This window comes from Streptomyces sp. NPDC048106 (assembly GCF_040706415.1).
GTDB lineage: Bacteria > Actinomycetota > Actinomycetes > Streptomycetales > Streptomycetaceae > Streptomyces.
The window spans coordinates 202,779-217,792 of record NZ_JBEZND010000003.1 but is presented as its reverse complement, the minus strand read 5'-3'; the positions used below and the strand labels follow the sequence as shown (position 1 = coordinate 217,792).

15 protein-coding genes are annotated in these 15,014 nt (G+C 74.9%); 6 read left to right on the top strand and 9 right to left on the bottom strand.

Annotated elements, in window-relative coordinates; genetic code table 11:
• Positions 1-17: 17 nt before the first annotated feature.
• The 5 genes from AB0927_RS04130 to AB0927_RS04110 form a co-directional block, all read right to left on the bottom strand.
• On the bottom strand, positions 18-101 hold the full coding sequence (locus AB0927_RS04130; protein ID WP_310739661.1) for a putative leader peptide: 84 nt from the start codon (positions 99-101) through the stop codon (positions 18-20).
• 126 nt (positions 102-227) lie between these two features.
• Positions 228-800, bottom strand: a complete 573-nt coding sequence (locus tag AB0927_RS04125) for an N-acetyltransferase (RefSeq protein ID WP_366665941.1) — start codon at positions 798-800, stop codon at positions 228-230.
• Positions 801-861: 61 nt separating this feature from the next.
• A complete protein-coding gene (locus tag AB0927_RS04120) occupies positions 862-2,196 on the bottom strand; it encodes a hypothetical protein (RefSeq protein WP_366665940.1) in 1,335 nt (444 codons plus the stop codon).
• 200 nt (positions 2,197-2,396) lie between these two features.
• The gene (locus AB0927_RS04115) at positions 2,397-3,743 is read right to left on the bottom strand and encodes a GAF domain-containing protein (protein ID WP_366666057.1); all 1,347 of its coding nucleotides are present in this window, start codon (positions 3,741-3,743) and stop codon (positions 2,397-2,399) included.
• 347 nt (positions 3,744-4,090) lie between these two features.
• Positions 4,091-5,728 (bottom strand): acyl-CoA dehydrogenase family protein, encoded by a 1,638-nt coding sequence (locus AB0927_RS04110; protein ID WP_366665939.1) that lies wholly within the window; start codon positions 5,726-5,728, stop codon positions 4,091-4,093.
• Between the two features lie 164 nt (positions 5,729-5,892).
• Here AB0927_RS04110 and AB0927_RS04105 point away from each other — a divergent pair, with 164 nt between their 5' ends.
• Together AB0927_RS04105 and AB0927_RS04100 are read left to right on the top strand one after the other, a co-directional pair.
• Entirely contained in the window at positions 5,893-7,170 is a 1,278-nt protein-coding gene (locus AB0927_RS04105) for a YihY/virulence factor BrkB family protein (protein WP_366665938.1), read from the top strand.
• 54 nt (positions 7,171-7,224) lie between these two features.
• Complete coding sequence (locus tag AB0927_RS04100) at positions 7,225-7,992, top strand: helix-turn-helix domain-containing protein (RefSeq protein WP_366665937.1); 768 nt, start codon at positions 7,225-7,227, stop codon at positions 7,990-7,992.
• On the opposite strand, the gene AB0927_RS04095 is transcribed toward AB0927_RS04100, so the two are convergent.
• On the bottom strand, positions 7,975-8,376 hold the full coding sequence (locus tag AB0927_RS04095) for a VOC family protein (protein WP_366665936.1): 402 nt from the start codon (positions 8,374-8,376) through the stop codon (positions 7,975-7,977). The genes AB0927_RS04100 and AB0927_RS04095 overlap by 18 nt on opposite strands.
• Before the next feature lie 61 nt (positions 8,377-8,437).
• Entirely contained in the window at positions 8,438-9,070 is a 633-nt protein-coding gene (locus AB0927_RS04090) for a VOC family protein (protein ID WP_366665935.1), read from the bottom strand.
• A gap of 275 nt (positions 9,071-9,345) precedes the next feature.
• Between AB0927_RS04090 and AB0927_RS04085 the strand changes: the two genes are divergently transcribed.
• The 3 genes from AB0927_RS04085 (at position 9,346) to AB0927_RS04075 (ending at position 12,248) form a co-directional block, all read left to right on the top strand.
• Entirely contained in the window at positions 9,346-10,209 is an 864-nt protein-coding gene (locus tag AB0927_RS04085; protein WP_366665934.1) for an isocitrate lyase/PEP mutase family protein, read from the top strand.
• Positions 10,206-10,454, top strand: coding sequence for a hypothetical protein (locus tag AB0927_RS04080; RefSeq protein ID WP_366665933.1), 249 nt, complete (start codon positions 10,206-10,208; stop codon positions 10,452-10,454). The genes AB0927_RS04085 and AB0927_RS04080 overlap by 4 nt, the downstream gene beginning before the upstream one ends.
• Before the next feature lie 225 nt (positions 10,455-10,679).
• Positions 10,680-12,248, top strand: a complete 1,569-nt coding sequence (locus tag AB0927_RS04075) for a carboxylesterase family protein (protein ID WP_366665932.1) — start codon at positions 10,680-10,682, stop codon at positions 12,246-12,248.
• An 84-nt stretch (positions 12,249-12,332) separates the two neighbouring features.
• Here AB0927_RS04075 and mmuM read toward each other — a convergent pair whose 3' ends face one another.
• The gene (gene mmuM / locus AB0927_RS04070) at positions 12,333-13,265 is read right to left on the bottom strand and encodes a homocysteine S-methyltransferase (protein ID WP_366665931.1); all 933 of its coding nucleotides are present in this window, start codon (positions 13,263-13,265) and stop codon (positions 12,333-12,335) included.
• Positions 13,266-13,440: 175 nt separating this feature from the next.
• Between mmuM and AB0927_RS04065 the strand changes: the two genes are divergently transcribed.
• Positions 13,441-14,256 (top strand): isocitrate lyase/phosphoenolpyruvate mutase family protein, encoded by an 816-nt coding sequence (locus AB0927_RS04065; protein ID WP_366665930.1) that lies wholly within the window; start codon positions 13,441-13,443, stop codon positions 14,254-14,256.
• Here AB0927_RS04065 and AB0927_RS04060 read toward each other — a convergent pair.
• On the bottom strand, positions 14,190-14,921 hold the full coding sequence (locus AB0927_RS04060) for an alpha/beta fold hydrolase (protein WP_366665929.1): 732 nt from the start codon (positions 14,919-14,921) through the stop codon (positions 14,190-14,192). The genes AB0927_RS04065 and AB0927_RS04060 overlap by 67 nt on opposite strands.
• Positions 14,922-15,014 lie beyond the last annotated feature (93 nt).

Here is a 15,014-nt window from a genome sequence, read left to right as displayed (position 1 = left end):
CGGCGGTGCTGGAGGAGTCAGCTCGCCGGACAGATGGCGCTGGACATGCGGCCGAGGTCGACGTGCCGCCGACTCACCAAGGCAATTCCAGTTCCAGGCATGACGGCAGCGTGTCACGGAGATCTGGACAGAGTCCAGCTTCTTCCGCCATGCGGACACCCTTGTCTCGTATTACGGACAAGGGCGGGCTCGCTCACATGCGGCGCGGGAAGGCTTGTCGGGGCAGGTCAGGCAGGGTAGGCGCCCGGCCACGGGCCCGGGTTCGCCACGTCGGGCTCCAGCTCGACCCGGGTCTCGTACAGCTTGAAGCCGCGCCGCTGGTAGTTGGCCATGGCGAATTCGCCGTCCTTGTCGCAGGTGTGCACCCACACCCGCTTCGTCGGCGTCCGCCCCGGCCAGCGCTCGGCCAGGTCCCAGGCGCGGGCGGTGCCGTGGGCCAGCAGCCGCCCGCCGATGCCGCGGCCGCGGAAGGCCGGGATCAGCCCGAAGTAGAGGATCTCCACCGCGCCGTCGTCCTGCGCCCCCAGCTCGATGTAGCCGGCCGGGGTGCCGCGCTCGTACGCGACCCACGTCTCCGTGCCGGGCCGCTCCAGCAGCTCCTGCCAGCGCGCGTACGGCCACCCGAGCCGGTCGGTCCAGCGGATGTCCCCGCCGACCGCCGTGTACAGGAACCGGCTGAACTCGGGGGAGGGCACCTGTGCCCGCTCGATCCGCACCTCGCCCTCCGGCGCGGCGGCGGGCAGCAGATCGGCCGGCGACGTCTGCTCCAGGAACCATGTGGTGACAGGGATGCTGCTCATGCGGGCCAGGGAATCATCCCGCCCCGGTCCCTGTCGATCGGCCGGCCCTCGTCGCGGCAGGTCAGCCCAGCGACCGGTCCAGTTCCGCGAGCGGCACCGCGAACAGCATCCGGTCCGACAGCGACCACACCTCGCCGGTCTCCTGCCAGTAGGACAGGGAGCCCGCGGACTCGGCCCAGCAGCGGTGGGTGGCGTCCGCCCCGCACTCGGCCGCCGTCGCGCCCCGGGTGTCCTGCCGCCAGAGCCCGCCGTGTCCGTCTCGCGAACCGGGCAGTCGTCCCACATACCAGGACGTGCGTTCCGCCCCGGCCTCCCGGTACGACAGGACGCCCCGGATCCCGGTCACCCGGGTCCGGTACTCCTCCACCGCGTCCGCCTGCCCCGCGGCGTTCGTGGCGAGCAGCCCCGCGCGGCGCGGGTCGGTGCTGAACGCGTACCGCCACAGCCGGGCGGCCCGCTCGCTGCCGGGCACGGTCCACTCCGCGGCGACCAGGCTGACCGGCGCCGTACCCCGGTCGAGGGAGAGCGCGCCGGGACAGGGCGGTCCGGTGGGCGAGCAGCGGCCGGCGGCGAAGCTGTAGCTGCCGACCGCGGGCATCACGTACCGGTACCCGTCGGCGGACCAGCCGCCGGGCACCCGGCCGACCGCGGGAGCGTCGACGGTGGTGCGCTGGATCCGGTCGAGGTCGTACACATAGAGCGCCGCGGAGCCGCCCCGCCGCGCGGTGACCAGGAGCTTGTCCTGGTACCAGACCATGGAGGAGACCCGGGAGCCCAGGCCCCGGTAGTCGCGGCCGCCGTCCACCGGCACCACCAGCAGCACCCAGCGGTAGGCGGGCCGGCCGGGATCGTCGGTGTCGACGAAGGCGACCCGGGCGAGGCCGCGTTCGGCGCGCGGGCCGGTGCGGGTGCTGTGGTTCCAGCCGCTGAGGACGACCCGGTGCGTGCCCCACACCCCGTCGTCGTCGGCGTCCCCGGACGTGGTCACCGAGGCCGGCCGCCAGTCCGTGGCGTCGGTGTCGGCCGGGTCCCAGCAGTACGCGCGGGTCGGGGAGGGCTCGACGGGCAGGCTCTCGCGGTCGGCGCCGGAGCAGTCGGGGCCCGTGCGCAGGGTGCGGTCCGCGTCGGCGAGCACACTGTCCACGCCGACCGGACGGCCCATCGCCGCGGCCAGGCGGTCCAGGGTGCGGGCGGGCACCAGGCGCTCGCGCAGCCGCAGCCGGCCGGTGTCCGCGGGGGAGGTGAGCGGCGTGAGCGCGCCGGGGCGCTCGGCGACCTGCGCCTGGGAGGTGCTGATCAGGGTGGCGGCCGCGGTCAGCGCCAGCGCGGTCCCGGTGAGTACGGCACGCAGAGCCACGCCCCGCCTGCGCCGGCGGTGTCTGCCGCGATGCATCATGTCGTCCCCTCTTCAGGGCCCTTCCGCTCCGGCGCACGCCGTCGCCCCGGCCCCGGCCGAGGCGGGCCAACTGCGCATGCCGGTCCGTACGTTGACGCCGCGGTCGGGCCCGTAGGGGATGCTACGGCAGTAACGGTCCGCGCAGGGCGAAGACCCCGCAAATACCCGGAAGTCACGCCGGAAGTGCCGCGCCCCCGCCGTCACGCGGGCCGCGGACGGTCCTTCGGCAGGGCCGTCCGCCGGTGCGCCACCGCCGCCGCCGAGGAGCGGGGCAGCAGGTCACGGGGGTCCTCGGGCAGCACGACCTCGACGTCCGCCGCATCGGAGAAACGATACGGCCGATGCTGGAGAAGTCCCCCGAGATAGCGGCGGATCCGCGACATCTCCGCCCGCACCGTGACCGTGCGTGACGGGTCTCCGAAGAGGTCCCCGGCCAGCTCCGCCGCCCCGCGCCCGTCCGGGTGTTCGGTCAGCAGGAACAGCAACTCGGCGTGGCGCGGGCTCAGTTCCCGCGACCAGGCGCCCGCCGAGGCGCCCGCCGAGGCGCCCGCCGAGGCGCCCGCCGAGGCGGACGCCGACACCGTCACCGCGGCGCGCTCCGGCCGGGACAGGTCCAGCACGACGCGGGAGGCGGGCGCGGCCCCCGGCTCCTCGTCCGCCCGCAGCAGCCAGCCCTCGCCGAGCGGCTCCGCCGCGCACCAGCCGAGCGAGGGCAGCCACCGGCGGCCCGGCACCAGCGACTTGGGCAGCGTCACGCGCCGCAGGTACGGCATCCCGGTCACGGCCGCCGACCAGCCGTCCCGGTCCACCACCAGCGCCCGCCCGGTCAGCCGGGCCAGCACCGGCGCGGCGACCGCGCGCAGCCGCTCCAGCGAGCCCAGGTGCAGCTCCCGCAGCCGCGCCTCGGCCAGCTTCGCCACCGCGTCCACCCAGGCCAGCGTCGCCGGGTGCATGGTCTCCAGCGGGCCGCTCACGTCCACCACCCCGAGCAGCCGGCCGTCCCGCGGATCGGTGATCGGCGCCCCCGTGCACGTCCACGAGGCGTGGGACCGTACGAAGTGCTCGGCGGCGAACACCTGTACCGGCCGCCGCACGACCACGGGGGTGCCCACCCCGTTGGTGCCGACGACGTCCTCCCGCCAGTCCGCGCCCAGTTCGAAGCCGTGCCCGTCCGCCTTGCGCAGCACCGGGACCGACCCCTCGCGCCACAGCACGCGCCCGTCGGCGTCCGCGACGACCATGATGTGCTGGGCGACGTCCGCGACCGAAAGCAGCCCCTCGCGCAGGACCGGCAGCACATGGCGCAGCGGCGACTCCTCGCGCCGTCGCCGCACCTCGTCCGGCGGCAGCAGCCCGGCTCTGAAGTCGCGGTCCGGGTCGACGCCGCTGCGCAGCATCCGCCCCCAGGACTGCTCGATCACCGGCCGCGGCGCGAGCGGCAGGCGCTGGCCGGCGAGCGTGGCCTCGCGCATCTCGCTGAGGACCCGCGCCGCCTGCGCCGCGTCCACGGCGGCCAGGCGCGCCACGTTCATCGGCGGGTTCACCAGGGGTTCTCCTCCCGGAGAAGGGCGTCGTACACACACGTGGAGCCGTCCGGGCGGCGCCCTGCGGCCGGCTGCACCTCACATACTGCCGGGCCGGGCAGGCCGGAGGCACAGACTCCGCGCATGTGCGCCAACAAGTTGCAACCCCCTGCAACCCTGGTGAACCGTCGGATCCCGGCCGAGACTTGACCAGGACGCCCATCGCGGCGTTCCCGGGCCGTGAGGCCCATCTTGGCGGGGGTGGTGCCGTGTCGGCGCAGCACCACCCCCGGCCGGGCACCGGCGGTTTTCGGCCGGGCACGCGGACGACTCCCCTTACACCGCGGGGCATTGGGGGAGCGCCCCCCGTTTCAGCAGACCGGGCGCGCCCGCTCCACCACCGACGCCAGGTCCAGACTCCCCGGCAGCGTGCCGAACGTGCCGCCGTGGTCACCGCCGAGGCGGGAGGCGCAGAAGGCGTCGGCGACCTCCGGCGGCGCGTGCCGCACCAGCAGGGAGCCCTGGAGCACCACCGCGAGCCGCTCCACCAGGCGCCGCGCCCGGCCCTCCGCGCCCTCCAGGTCGGCGAGTTCGGTGAACAGGTCCTTCACCGCACGGTCCAGCCGGTGGTCGGCGCCGTGCGACCGCCCGATCTCCGTCAGACACGCGTCCAGCGCGCCCGGCTCCCGCCGCAGCGCCCGCAGCACATCGAGTGCCTGCACGTTCCCGGCGCCCTCCCAGACGGAGTTGAGCGGCGACTCGCGCACCAGCCGGGGCAGCCCCGACTCCTCCACGTACCCGTTGCCGCCCAGGCACTCGGCGGCCTCGACCACCACGGGCGCGCACCGCTTGGTGATCCAGTACTTGGCGGCCGGCACCGCGAGCCTCAGGAAGGCGTGCTCCCGCTCGCCCCCGTCGTCGTACGCCGCCGCCAGCCGCAGCGCCAGCGCGGTCGCCGCCTCCGACTCCAGCGCGAGGTCCGCGAGCACGTTGCGCATCAGCGGCTTGTCCAGCAGCCGGCCGCCGAACGCCTCGCGGTACGCGCAGTGGTGCACCGCCTGCGTCACCGCCTGCCGCATCAGGCCCGCCGAGCCGAGCGCGCAGTCGAGCCGGGTCGCCGCGACCATCCCGATGATGGTGCGCACGCCGCTCCCCTCCTCGCCGACCCGGCGCGCCCAGGTGCCGTCGAACTCGACCTCGGCGGAGGCGTTGGACCGGTTGCCCAGCTTGTCCTTCAGCCGCTGGAGCAGGAAGACGTTGCGCGTGCCGTCGTCGAGGACGCGCGGCACCAGGAAGCAGGTCAGGCCCCCGGGCGCCTGCGCTAGCACCAGGAAGGCGTCCGACATCGGGGCGGAGCAGAACCACTTGTGTCCGGTGAGCGCGTAGGCGCCGTCCTCCGCGAGCGGGCGGGCCCGCGTGGTGTTCGCGCGGACGTCGCTGCCGCCCTGCTTCTCGGTCATGCCCATCCCGAAGAGCGCGCCGGGCTTGCGCGCGGCGGGCCGCAGCTCGGGGTCGTAGACAGTGGAGGTCACCCGGGGCTCCCAGACGGCGGCGAGCGCGGGATCGGCGCGCAGCGCGGGCACGGCCGCGTGGGTCATGGACAGCGGGCAGCAGGTGCCCGCCTCGACCTGGGCCCACAGCAGGAACCCGGCCGCCCGGCGCACATGCCCGGCGGGCCGGGTCCAGGCGCCGGTCAGCCCCGCCGAGACGCCCTTGCCGAGCAGCCGGTGCCAGGCCGGGTGGAACTCCACCTCGTCGATCCGGTGGCCGTACCGGTCGTGGGTGCGCAGCCGGGGCGGCTGCTCGTCCGCCTGCCGCGCCCACTCCTGGAGCTGCGCCGAGCCCCCGGCCCGCCCCAGCGCGGACAGCTCCGCGCGCACCTCGCCGAGCAGCTCGTCCGGCGTGTACCGCGCGACGGCGTCCACCAGCGCCCGGTCGGCGGTGAAGAGGTCGCCGCCGACCAGCGGGGGCGGCTGGTTCGTCACGGTGTGGGTGGGGAAGCCTGCCATGGTTGCGAACCTACCCGGGACGGCGGCGGTGCGGGCCTCCAGAGTGACACAGGGCGGCCGGGGCGGCGGGAGGAATCGGGACAGGCGGTGCGGGACGTGCGGAGCCGGCCGCGGGAAAACCCCGCGAGGTGAGGAGGGCCGCTCGCTGCGGATACCTTTGGGTCGTGCAGCCAGCAAGTGAATCCCCCGAACGGCCGGTCGGACGGCTCCACCGGGCCCGCGCCCTCTACCGGAACGTATCCAAGCGCAGGACCGCCTGGCTGCTGCTCAAGGACACCGTCAACTCCTGCATGGAGTACCGCATCCTCGGCCTGGCCGCCGAGGCCGCGTTCTTCACCCTGCTGTCGGTGCCCCCGCTGCTGCTCTGCCTCATCGGGCTGCTCGCCTACGTCGACACCTGGACCGGCGCGCACACCATCGGCAGCCTGGAGACCAACCTCCTCGACGCCTCCCGGACCGTGCTGTCCGACAAGGGCGTCAAGGAGATCACCGAGCCGATCCTGCACGACGTGATAAACGGCGGCCGGCCCGACGTCATCTCCCTCGGCTTCCTGTTCGCCCTGTGGTCCGGCTCCCGCGCGGTGAACGTCTTCATCGACACCATCACCGTCATGTACGGCCTCGACGGCGTCCGGGGCATCGTCCGCACCCGGGTCATGTCCTTCGTGCTGTTCATCGTGGCGCTGCTGATCGGCTCGGTGGCGCTGCCGCTGATGGTCGCGGGCCCGGACGCGGTGGTCCGGGTGGTGCCCTGGTCGGAGACGCTGGTGCAGGTCCTGTACTGGCCGGTCGTCATCGTCCTGTCCGTCGTCTTCCTGACCACGCTGTACCACGTGTCCGTGCCGGTGCGCTCGCCGTGGATCGAGGACGTCCCGGGCGCCCTGGTCGCCCTCGCCATGTGGGTCTTCGGCAGTTTCCTGCTGCGCATCTACCTCGTGCACACCATCGAGGGCGCCACGATCTACGGCTCCCTCGCCGCGGCCGTCGCCGTCATGCTGTGGATCGGGGTGTCCGCCTTCGCCGTGCTGGTCGGCGCGGCGGTCAACGCCGCGATCGACCGGGTCTGGCCGGCCGCCGCCACGGCCGCCGCGCGCGCGGCCAACGAGCGGGTGCGCCAGGCGCAGGTCGCCGAGTACGTCGCGCGGGCGGCGGCGGCGCGCGAGAGCGACCCGGAGGACCCGGACATGCCGTCCGAGTTCCCCGAGCGGTGGTCGCGGTTCCTGCCGCCGGAGGACGTCACGTCACGGCTGCGGGGGCACGCGCGGGGTCCGCACGGGGCGCACCGGGCGCGCAAGGGATCCAAGGGGAGCGGGGACCAGGACAAGAGGGGCGGCTCCCACACCGGCTCCAACGGCCCGCACTCCGGTGGTCCGCACTCCGGCGCCAACGGCCCGGGCGCCCCCGGCAACGGAAACGGCGACACCCCGTACCGCCAGTGGTGACCTGACCGCGCCGCCCGGACCGGTCCGCGCCGCCGGAGTCGTAGGCTGGCAGCCGTGTACGCCGAACGGACGTCCCCGCTGACCGGCGCGGTGGTGTGGACGAAGGCGCCCGTCGCCGACGCTGCCGCCGCCCGGCCCGTGCTGCCCGACGGCTGTATGGACCTGCTCTGGGACGAGGAGCGGCTGCTGGTCGCCGGCCCCGACACCGGCCCCTACGCCCCCGAGGGTCCGGCCCGCCGCTGGGCGGGCGTCCGGTTCCGCCCCGGTACCGCCCCCGTCCTGCTCGGCGTCCCGGCCCACGAACTCCTCGATCGGCGGGTGGAGCTGGCCGACCTCTGGTCCGCCGCCCGGGTCCGCCGGCTGCGCGACCGCGTGGCGGCGGCCGGCGACCCGGCGACCGCCCTCGAAGGCGTCGCCCTGGACCTCGCCACGGCGGCCGGGCCCCCCGATCCGTGGGTGCACCGGCTGGTACGACGCCTCGACGAGGGCCGTCCGGTCGCCGCGACGGCCGCCGAACTCGGCCTCGGCGCCCGCACCCTGCACCGCCGCTGCCTCGGCGCCTTCGGCTACGGCCCCAAGACCCTGGCCCGCGTCCTGCGCCTGCGCCGGGCCCTGGCCCTGGCCCGCGCGGGCGTGCCCCACGCCGAGACGGCGATCCGCGCCGGGTACGCCGACCAGCCCCATCTCGCGCGCGAGGTGCGCCGGTTGGCGGGCCGGTCGCTCGGGGCCTTTCTGTCGGACCAGGTCGCTCCGGCCGACGGCCCGCGACCGCCGACAAGATCCGAAAGAGAGGACCCAGAGGATCTACTCGCCGGACGGTAGCGGCGCGAACAGGTCGACACCGTTGCCGTCGGGGTCGAGGACGGTGGCGTACCGCTGGCCCCAGACGGCGTCCCAGGGCTTCAACTCCCCGTGGTACCCGGCGCCCACCAGGTCCTCGTACAACGCGTCGACCTCCTCGGGCGCGCCGCACCGGAAGGCGAGCGAGACCCGGCCCCCGGCGGCCGGCGGGCGCCAGGCGGGGTGGAAGGAGCGGACGGTCTCCTCGGTGTCGAGCGCGAGGGTCGGCCCGCCGGGCAGTCCGGCCTCGGCGTGCGGCAGGGTCTCGGCCCCCTCGGGGAACACCAGTCCGAGGCGGCGGTAGAAGGCGAGCGAGGCGGCCATGTCGGAGGCCACCACGCCGATCAGGGCGAAGTGTGCGGTCATGCGGACACCGTAGGCAGGGGCCGGGCGGCGGGTCTTGAACGAATCGGACACCCGGGCCGGTTCAGCCGAACGCGACCGGCCCGCGAGGCGTGTCCACGGTGAAGGTGAGCGCCACCGGGCCCTCGGACAGGGCGAGTCCGGTGCCCAGGGCCGCCAGCGGGCCGCGCACCTCCTCGGGCGCAGGCACCTTCGCGGACACCTCCAGCAGCGGGGTGACCGGCAGCCCCGAGGCGGCGGGGTGGCGCGAGTCGCCCCAGTCGATCAGGAACGGCACCAGGCCCGAGGGATGGGCCTGTTCGCCGCCGGTCAGCCGCCACCGCAGCACCTCGCCGTCCGGGGTGCGGCGGCTCATCGGGTGCGCGGGCCCCGGATCGTACCCCCGCGCGCGGGCCGCCGCGATCGCCCCGTCCAGGTCCGGCGGGCTGATCGCCCAGGTCAGTACGCGCGGCCCGGGAAGCCGGTCGACCCCGAAGGGCCGCTCCCCGACGTGCCCCGGCTGCTCCGGGTCCGGGCCGACGATCTCCAGATAGGCCCGGCCGCCCAGCCCCACCAGGTGGTTCCGGGTGCCATGGCCCATGTGCGCGCCGCCGGGTGCGGGGGTCACCCCGGTGCGCCGCGCGAACTCGGCGACGGTCGCGGCCAGATCGGGAGTGGCGAGGACAAGATGGTCCAGATGCGCAGGAATGGCGTTCACCCCGTGGGAGGCTACGGTCAACGGCCGCCCCGTTCAAGGCCGTCGCGCGAGCGCGGTCGTCGGCGACCGTGACCGTCCACCGCCCGCGGCGGCCCCGGCGGGGCGGATCGGCCCCACAAGTGACGTTTCTGCGGTGAACGATTACTCCACCCGAGTGAGTAAAACTGGCGTCATGGCAATTCCATGTGAGTACCTAGAGATGCTCTTGAATTGGTAAAGGGCGTCGAGCGTGGCGGCCCCCGCCGCCGTGCCGCACTCACAGAAGGAGCCGGACCTTGACCCACGGGAAGAAGCTGCGCGATCGCATCGCCGGGCCCGGGACCACCCCGCTGATCGGTGTCTACGACATGTACTCGGCGTCGATCGCGGCCAGGCACTACGACGGGATGTTCGTCTCCGGATTCGGCTTCGCGGCCTCGTACTACGGCCTGCCGGACATCGGCTTCATCGCCTGGCCCGACATGGTGGCCTTCGTCCAGCGGCTGCGGGGCGCGTTCCCGCACCACCACCTCCTCGTGGACATCGACGACGGGTACGTCGACCCCGAGGTCGCCTGCCATGTCGTCGAGGGCCTGGAGCGCATCGGCGCCTCCGGGGTGATCCTGGAGGACCAGAAGCGGCCCCGCCGCTGCGGACACGCCGACGGCAAGCAGGTGCTGCCGCTGGAGGAGTACCTGGAGAAGCTCCACCAGGTCCTGGAGACCCGCAAGGACCTGGTGGTCGTGGCCCGCACCGACGCGACCGACGAGCACGACATCCTGCACCGCGCCGAGCGGCTCGCCGCGACCGACGCCGACGTGGTCCTGGTCGACGGGGTGCGCAGCGTGGAGTGGATCAAGCGGATCCGGGAGGTGGTCGGCGGCAAGCCGCTGCTGTTCAACCAGATCGCGGGCGGCAAGTCGCCCCGCCTGTCCCTCGGCGAACTCTCCGAACTCGGCGTGGACGTCGCCATCTACAGCACGCCCTGCCTGTTCGCCGCGCACGAGGCGATGGACTCGGCGCTCACCGGGCTGAAGGCCGCCGACGGCCGGCTGCCCGAGGTGGACCCGGCCAGCGGGGTCGGCGTGCGGGCGTCCACCACCCTGCTGGAACGCAACATCGCCCGCGACCGGCTCGTCCCCGAGAGCGTGGGCGTGTGAGGACACGTATCGGCACGGCGGCCGCGCTGGCCGTGGCCTTCCTCGGCGCGGGCGCCGCCCCGGCGCTCGCGGACAACAGCATGATCACGCTGATCGACAACTCGCACGCCGACTCCTGGCTGGAGGTCGACCGCACGGCCAACGTGAACACCGGCAAGGGCGACGCCGGAAGCGACCACGACGGCAGCGCCGTGGACGCGATCGAGGCCCTCTTCGGCAGCCCCCCGTCCGGTGACGAGGACTGAAGGGGACCGAAGACGACTGGACGAGGGCTCAGGCTCACGCGGTCCGACGACCGCGTGCTCGGGGCGACGAGGGCCGGGCACCTCCGCGAGGAGGCCGCCCGGCCCTCGTCGTTCCCCCAGCGGCTGCGCCGAACGGCCCAGCCGGAGGTCTGTGCGCCGGAATACATCCGGGCCCCGTGGTGCTCTGAAGTGAAAGGTGCATGACGCGGCGAAGGGCTGGTGGCGATGACGGCAGACCCGGCGGGACCGGTGGTCCGAACCCCCCACGGCGCCGTACGCGGCCGCTACGAGCGGGGCGTCGCCGTGTTCCGGGGCATCCCGTACGCCGCCCCGCCCGTCGGCCCCCGGCGTTTCCGGCCCCCCGCGCCGCCCGAGCCCTGGGACGGCGTCCGGGACGCGGCCGAGTTCGGTCCGACCGCGCCGAAGCCGCCGTACTCCGAGGCGTTCGCCCAGTACCTCTCGGACCCCTCGATCCCCGGCGACGACTGCCTCAACCTCAACATATGGACACCGGAGCCGGCCCCCGGCGCCCGGCTGCCCGTCTTGGTGTGGCTGCACGGCGGCGCCCTGACCAGGGGCTCCTCGGCCGTGCCGGTCTATGACGGCCGTACCTTCGCCCGCGACGGCGTCGTCTGCGTCTCGGTCAACTACCGGCTGGGCATCGAGGGCTACGGACTGTTCCCGGACGCGCCGCCCAACCCCGGCCTGCGCGACCAGCTCGCCGCGCTGCGCTGGGTGCACGAGGCGATCGGGGCCTTCGGCGGCGACCCGGACCGGATCACCCTGTGCGGCCAGTCGGCCGGCGCGATCAGCGCGGGCGTCCTGCTCGCCTCGCCCCACACCGACGGCCTGATCCGGCGCGCGGTGCTCCAGAGCGGCCCGCCGGAGGTCTCCGAGCGCGACAAGGTACGGCGGATGGTGCGCCGGATGGCCGCCCGTCTGAAGATCCCCGCCACGGCCGCCGCCTTCGCCGCCGTGGACCGCGACCTGCTGCTGCGCACCCAGGCCGAGGTGGGCCGGCTGTCCAGTCCCGTCCTCGGCGGACCGGCCTTCGGCGTCGTCGTGGACGGCGACCTCGTGCCCCGCGACCCGCTCAAGGCCCTGATCGAGGGCGACGCCGCCCGGGACGTGGACCTGCTGATGGGCTGGACCCGCGACGAGTACCGGCTGTGGCTGGTGCCCGGGGGACTGCTGGAGCACGTCGACCGGATCGGTGCCGTCGCCGTCGCCGGGGCCATGGCCCGCTGCCACGCGGGGCACGAGATCCCGCGCGGCTACCGCGCCCTGCGGCCCGGCGCGGGCGCCGCCGAGATCGTCGGCCAGATGGTCACCGACCACCTCCTGCGCGTCCCGCTGCACCGCCTCGCCGACGCCCGCCCCGCCACCAGCCACCTCTACGAGTTCGCCTGGCCCTCCCTGCGCCCCGACCTGCGCGCCTGCCACGCCCTGGAGCTGGGCTTCGTGTTCGACTCCGGGGACATCCCGGAGTCGCAGAGACTGGCCGGGCAGGGTGCCCCGCACGAGCTGTGCGACGAGATGCACGGAGCCTGGGTGCGGTTCGTGACCACCGGCGATCCCGGCTGGGAGTCCTGGAACCCCACACACCCCGTCCGCGTCTTCGGCGACGGCGCCGCGCACACCGCCTACGGCCCCCGCGACGCGGAATACGCCCTGTGGTCCGCCACCCCCCGCACCCCGCCACCCCGCCCCGCCTCCGTCCCCCGCGCCCCCGGCGCCGAACTGGCCTCCGCCATGCGCCGCCTGCGCCGCTCGGTGGGCGCGCTGCGCCACTGAAGCCTGCGCGACCTGCGTGACCGGCGCGACCGGCGCATACCGGCGGACGGGAGGCGAAGGCAGGCCGTCACCGGCGCCCGCCGCTCAGCCCGCCGCCCCCAGCGCCCGCGCGATCGAGCCGATGTGCTCCGGGCCCACCCGGCAGCACCCCCCGATCAGCCGCGCCCCCCGCGCCCGCCACGCCGTGACCTGCTCGGTGGCGAAGGTCGTCCGGCCGTCCCAGGCGCGGGCCCCGGCGTCCCAGGACTCGCCGCTGTTGGGGTAGACCACGACCGGCTTGCCGGTGATCCGGGCGGCGAGCTCCACGGCGGGGGTCACGTCCTGGGGCGCGCAGCAGTTCACGCCCACCGCGATGATCTCCTCCGCGTCGGCCGCCAGGGCGAAGGCACGCTCCAGGGGCTGGCCGGCGCGGGTGCGCGGGCCGTCGACCGTGTACGACAGCCAGGCCGGCACCCCCAGGCCGCGTACCGCCCTGAGCAGCGCGGCCGCCTCGTCGGTGTCCGGGACGGTCTCCAGGGCCAGGACGTCCGGTGCGGCGGCGGCCAGGGCTTCGAGGCGGGGACGGTGGAAGCGCTCCAGCTCGGTGATGGTGAGCCCGTAACGCCCCCGGTACTCGGAGCCGTCCGCGAGCATCGCGCCGTACGGTCCGGCCGAGGCCGCCACCCACAACGGGCGCCGGACGCCGGCGTCCCGGGCCCGCCGGGCCGCGTCCCGGGCCAGCCGGACGCTCAGCGCGAGCAGGCGCCCCGCCTCCGCGCGGCCGATGCCGCGCCGCGCGAAGCCTTCGAAGGTGGCCTGGTAGCTCGCGGTGATCGCCACGCTCGCGCCCGCCAGGTAGTAGGCGAGGTGTGCCTCGGTGATCGCCTCCGGCCGCTCGGCGAGCAGCCGCGCGGACCACAGCTCGTCGGTCAGGTCGTGCCCGGCGGACTCAAGCTGGTTGGACAGCCCGCCGTCGAGGACGACCGTCCCGGCGGCGAGGGCCCCGGCGAGGCCGGGGGCGGAGGCGTTGCTGCTCATGTCAGTGACGCTAGTCCACCTGGCGGTGGAGCGGGCCGGAGTGTCCGGCGGCCGGGTGGTGCGCGCACATGGGTGGTCCGCACCTGTTTCGGGCCGCACACGCTTCGGGATGCACACGTTTCGGTCCGCACACGCTTCGGTCCGCGCCGAAACGACCCGGAGCTAGCGTGGCCGTATGACCGCAGACCTGCCGCCCGGGAAAACGTCCTTCGCCGGACTCCACCACCGTCCGGGCGAGCCGCTGATCCTGCCCAACGCCTGGGACCACGCCTCGGCCGCCACCCTGGCCGCCCGGGGATTCCCCGCGATCGCCACGTCGAGCCTCGCCGTGGCGGCGGCCGCCGGGCTGCCCGACGGGGAGTCGGCGACCCGGGAACACACGCTGCGGCTCGCCCTGACCCTCGGCTCCGAGCCGTACCACCTGTCCGTGGACGCCGAGGACGGCTTCAGCGACGATCCGGCGGAAGTGGCCGTTTTGGCACGGGAGTTGTGGGCGGTCGGCGCGGTCGGCGTCAACCTGGAGGACGGGCTCGGGCCGAGCGGACGGCTCGCCGCGAAGATCACCGCCGTCAAGGCCGCCGTACCGGGGATGTTCGTCAACGCCCGCACCGACACGTACTGGTCGGGGGACGGCGACGAGAAGGACACCCTCCGTCGCCTGGACACCTACCAACAGGCGGGCGCCGACGGTGTGTTCGTGCCCGGCCTCACCGACCCGGCCCGCATCGCCGACCTCGTGCGGCGCCTCCGCGTCCCCCTCAACATCCTCCACTCGCCCGCCGGCCCCACCGTCCCCCGCCTCGCCGCCCTGGGCGTGGCCCGGATCAGCCTCGGCTCCCTCCTCTACCGCAGGGCGCTCGGCGCGGCGCTGGACGTGATGACCGACCTCGCGGCGGGACGGGCGCCGGGCGGTACGACCCCCTCCTACGACGAGGTTCGCGCGCTGGCGCGCAGCGTCTCGGCCAGCAGGTCCGCGAACTCCACCGGGTGATCCAGCGTGCCCAGGTGGCCGCCGGGAAACTCCGCGAACGTCCCGCCCAGCCGCCCGGCCGTGAACTCGGCCGTACGGTGCAGCAGTTGACCGCGCGAGTCGGCCCCCGCGGCGAGCGTGAGCCGGGCCGGGTCCGGCACCGGAAGCGGTGTGTACTTGGTGAACGGATGCAGCACCCGGGCCAGGAAGACGCCCATCGGGGTCGCCGACGCGCCCTCGGCGGGCGGCCGTTCGGGACCGTCGAGCTGTCCGAGCAGCCCGGCGCGCTGCTCGGCCCCGTCCGGCAGCACCGTGACACACGGCGGCTCGTGCGCGACCACGTGCGCCAGCCGCTCCGGATGCCGGGCGAGCAGGTCGAGCACCGCGATACCGCCCGAGCTGGTCCCGAACACATACGCCGACTCGCCCCCGGGCAGCACCGCGTCCAGCACCCGGCGCGCGCCCTCGCTCCAGTCCGCCACCCGCTGCTCGGGCACCGGCAGGCCGAGCCGGCCATGGGCGAGCCCCAGCGGGTCGTACGTCACCACGGTGAACCGGGCGGCCAACCGCTCGACCAGCGGCGCGAGCCCCATCGGATGCCCGGCCCCGCCCGGCAGCACCAGCAGCACGGGTCCCTCGCCGGTGACGTCGTAGTGATCGCGGCCGTCGTCCGCCGTCTCGGTCATCGCTCGTCCTCTCCGGGTCCGGCGCCCGAGGCCGGGGCGCCGATCGTCCTGCCCGGCAGACGGTACGTCCCGTGCCGCGTCGAGGCCTCCGAT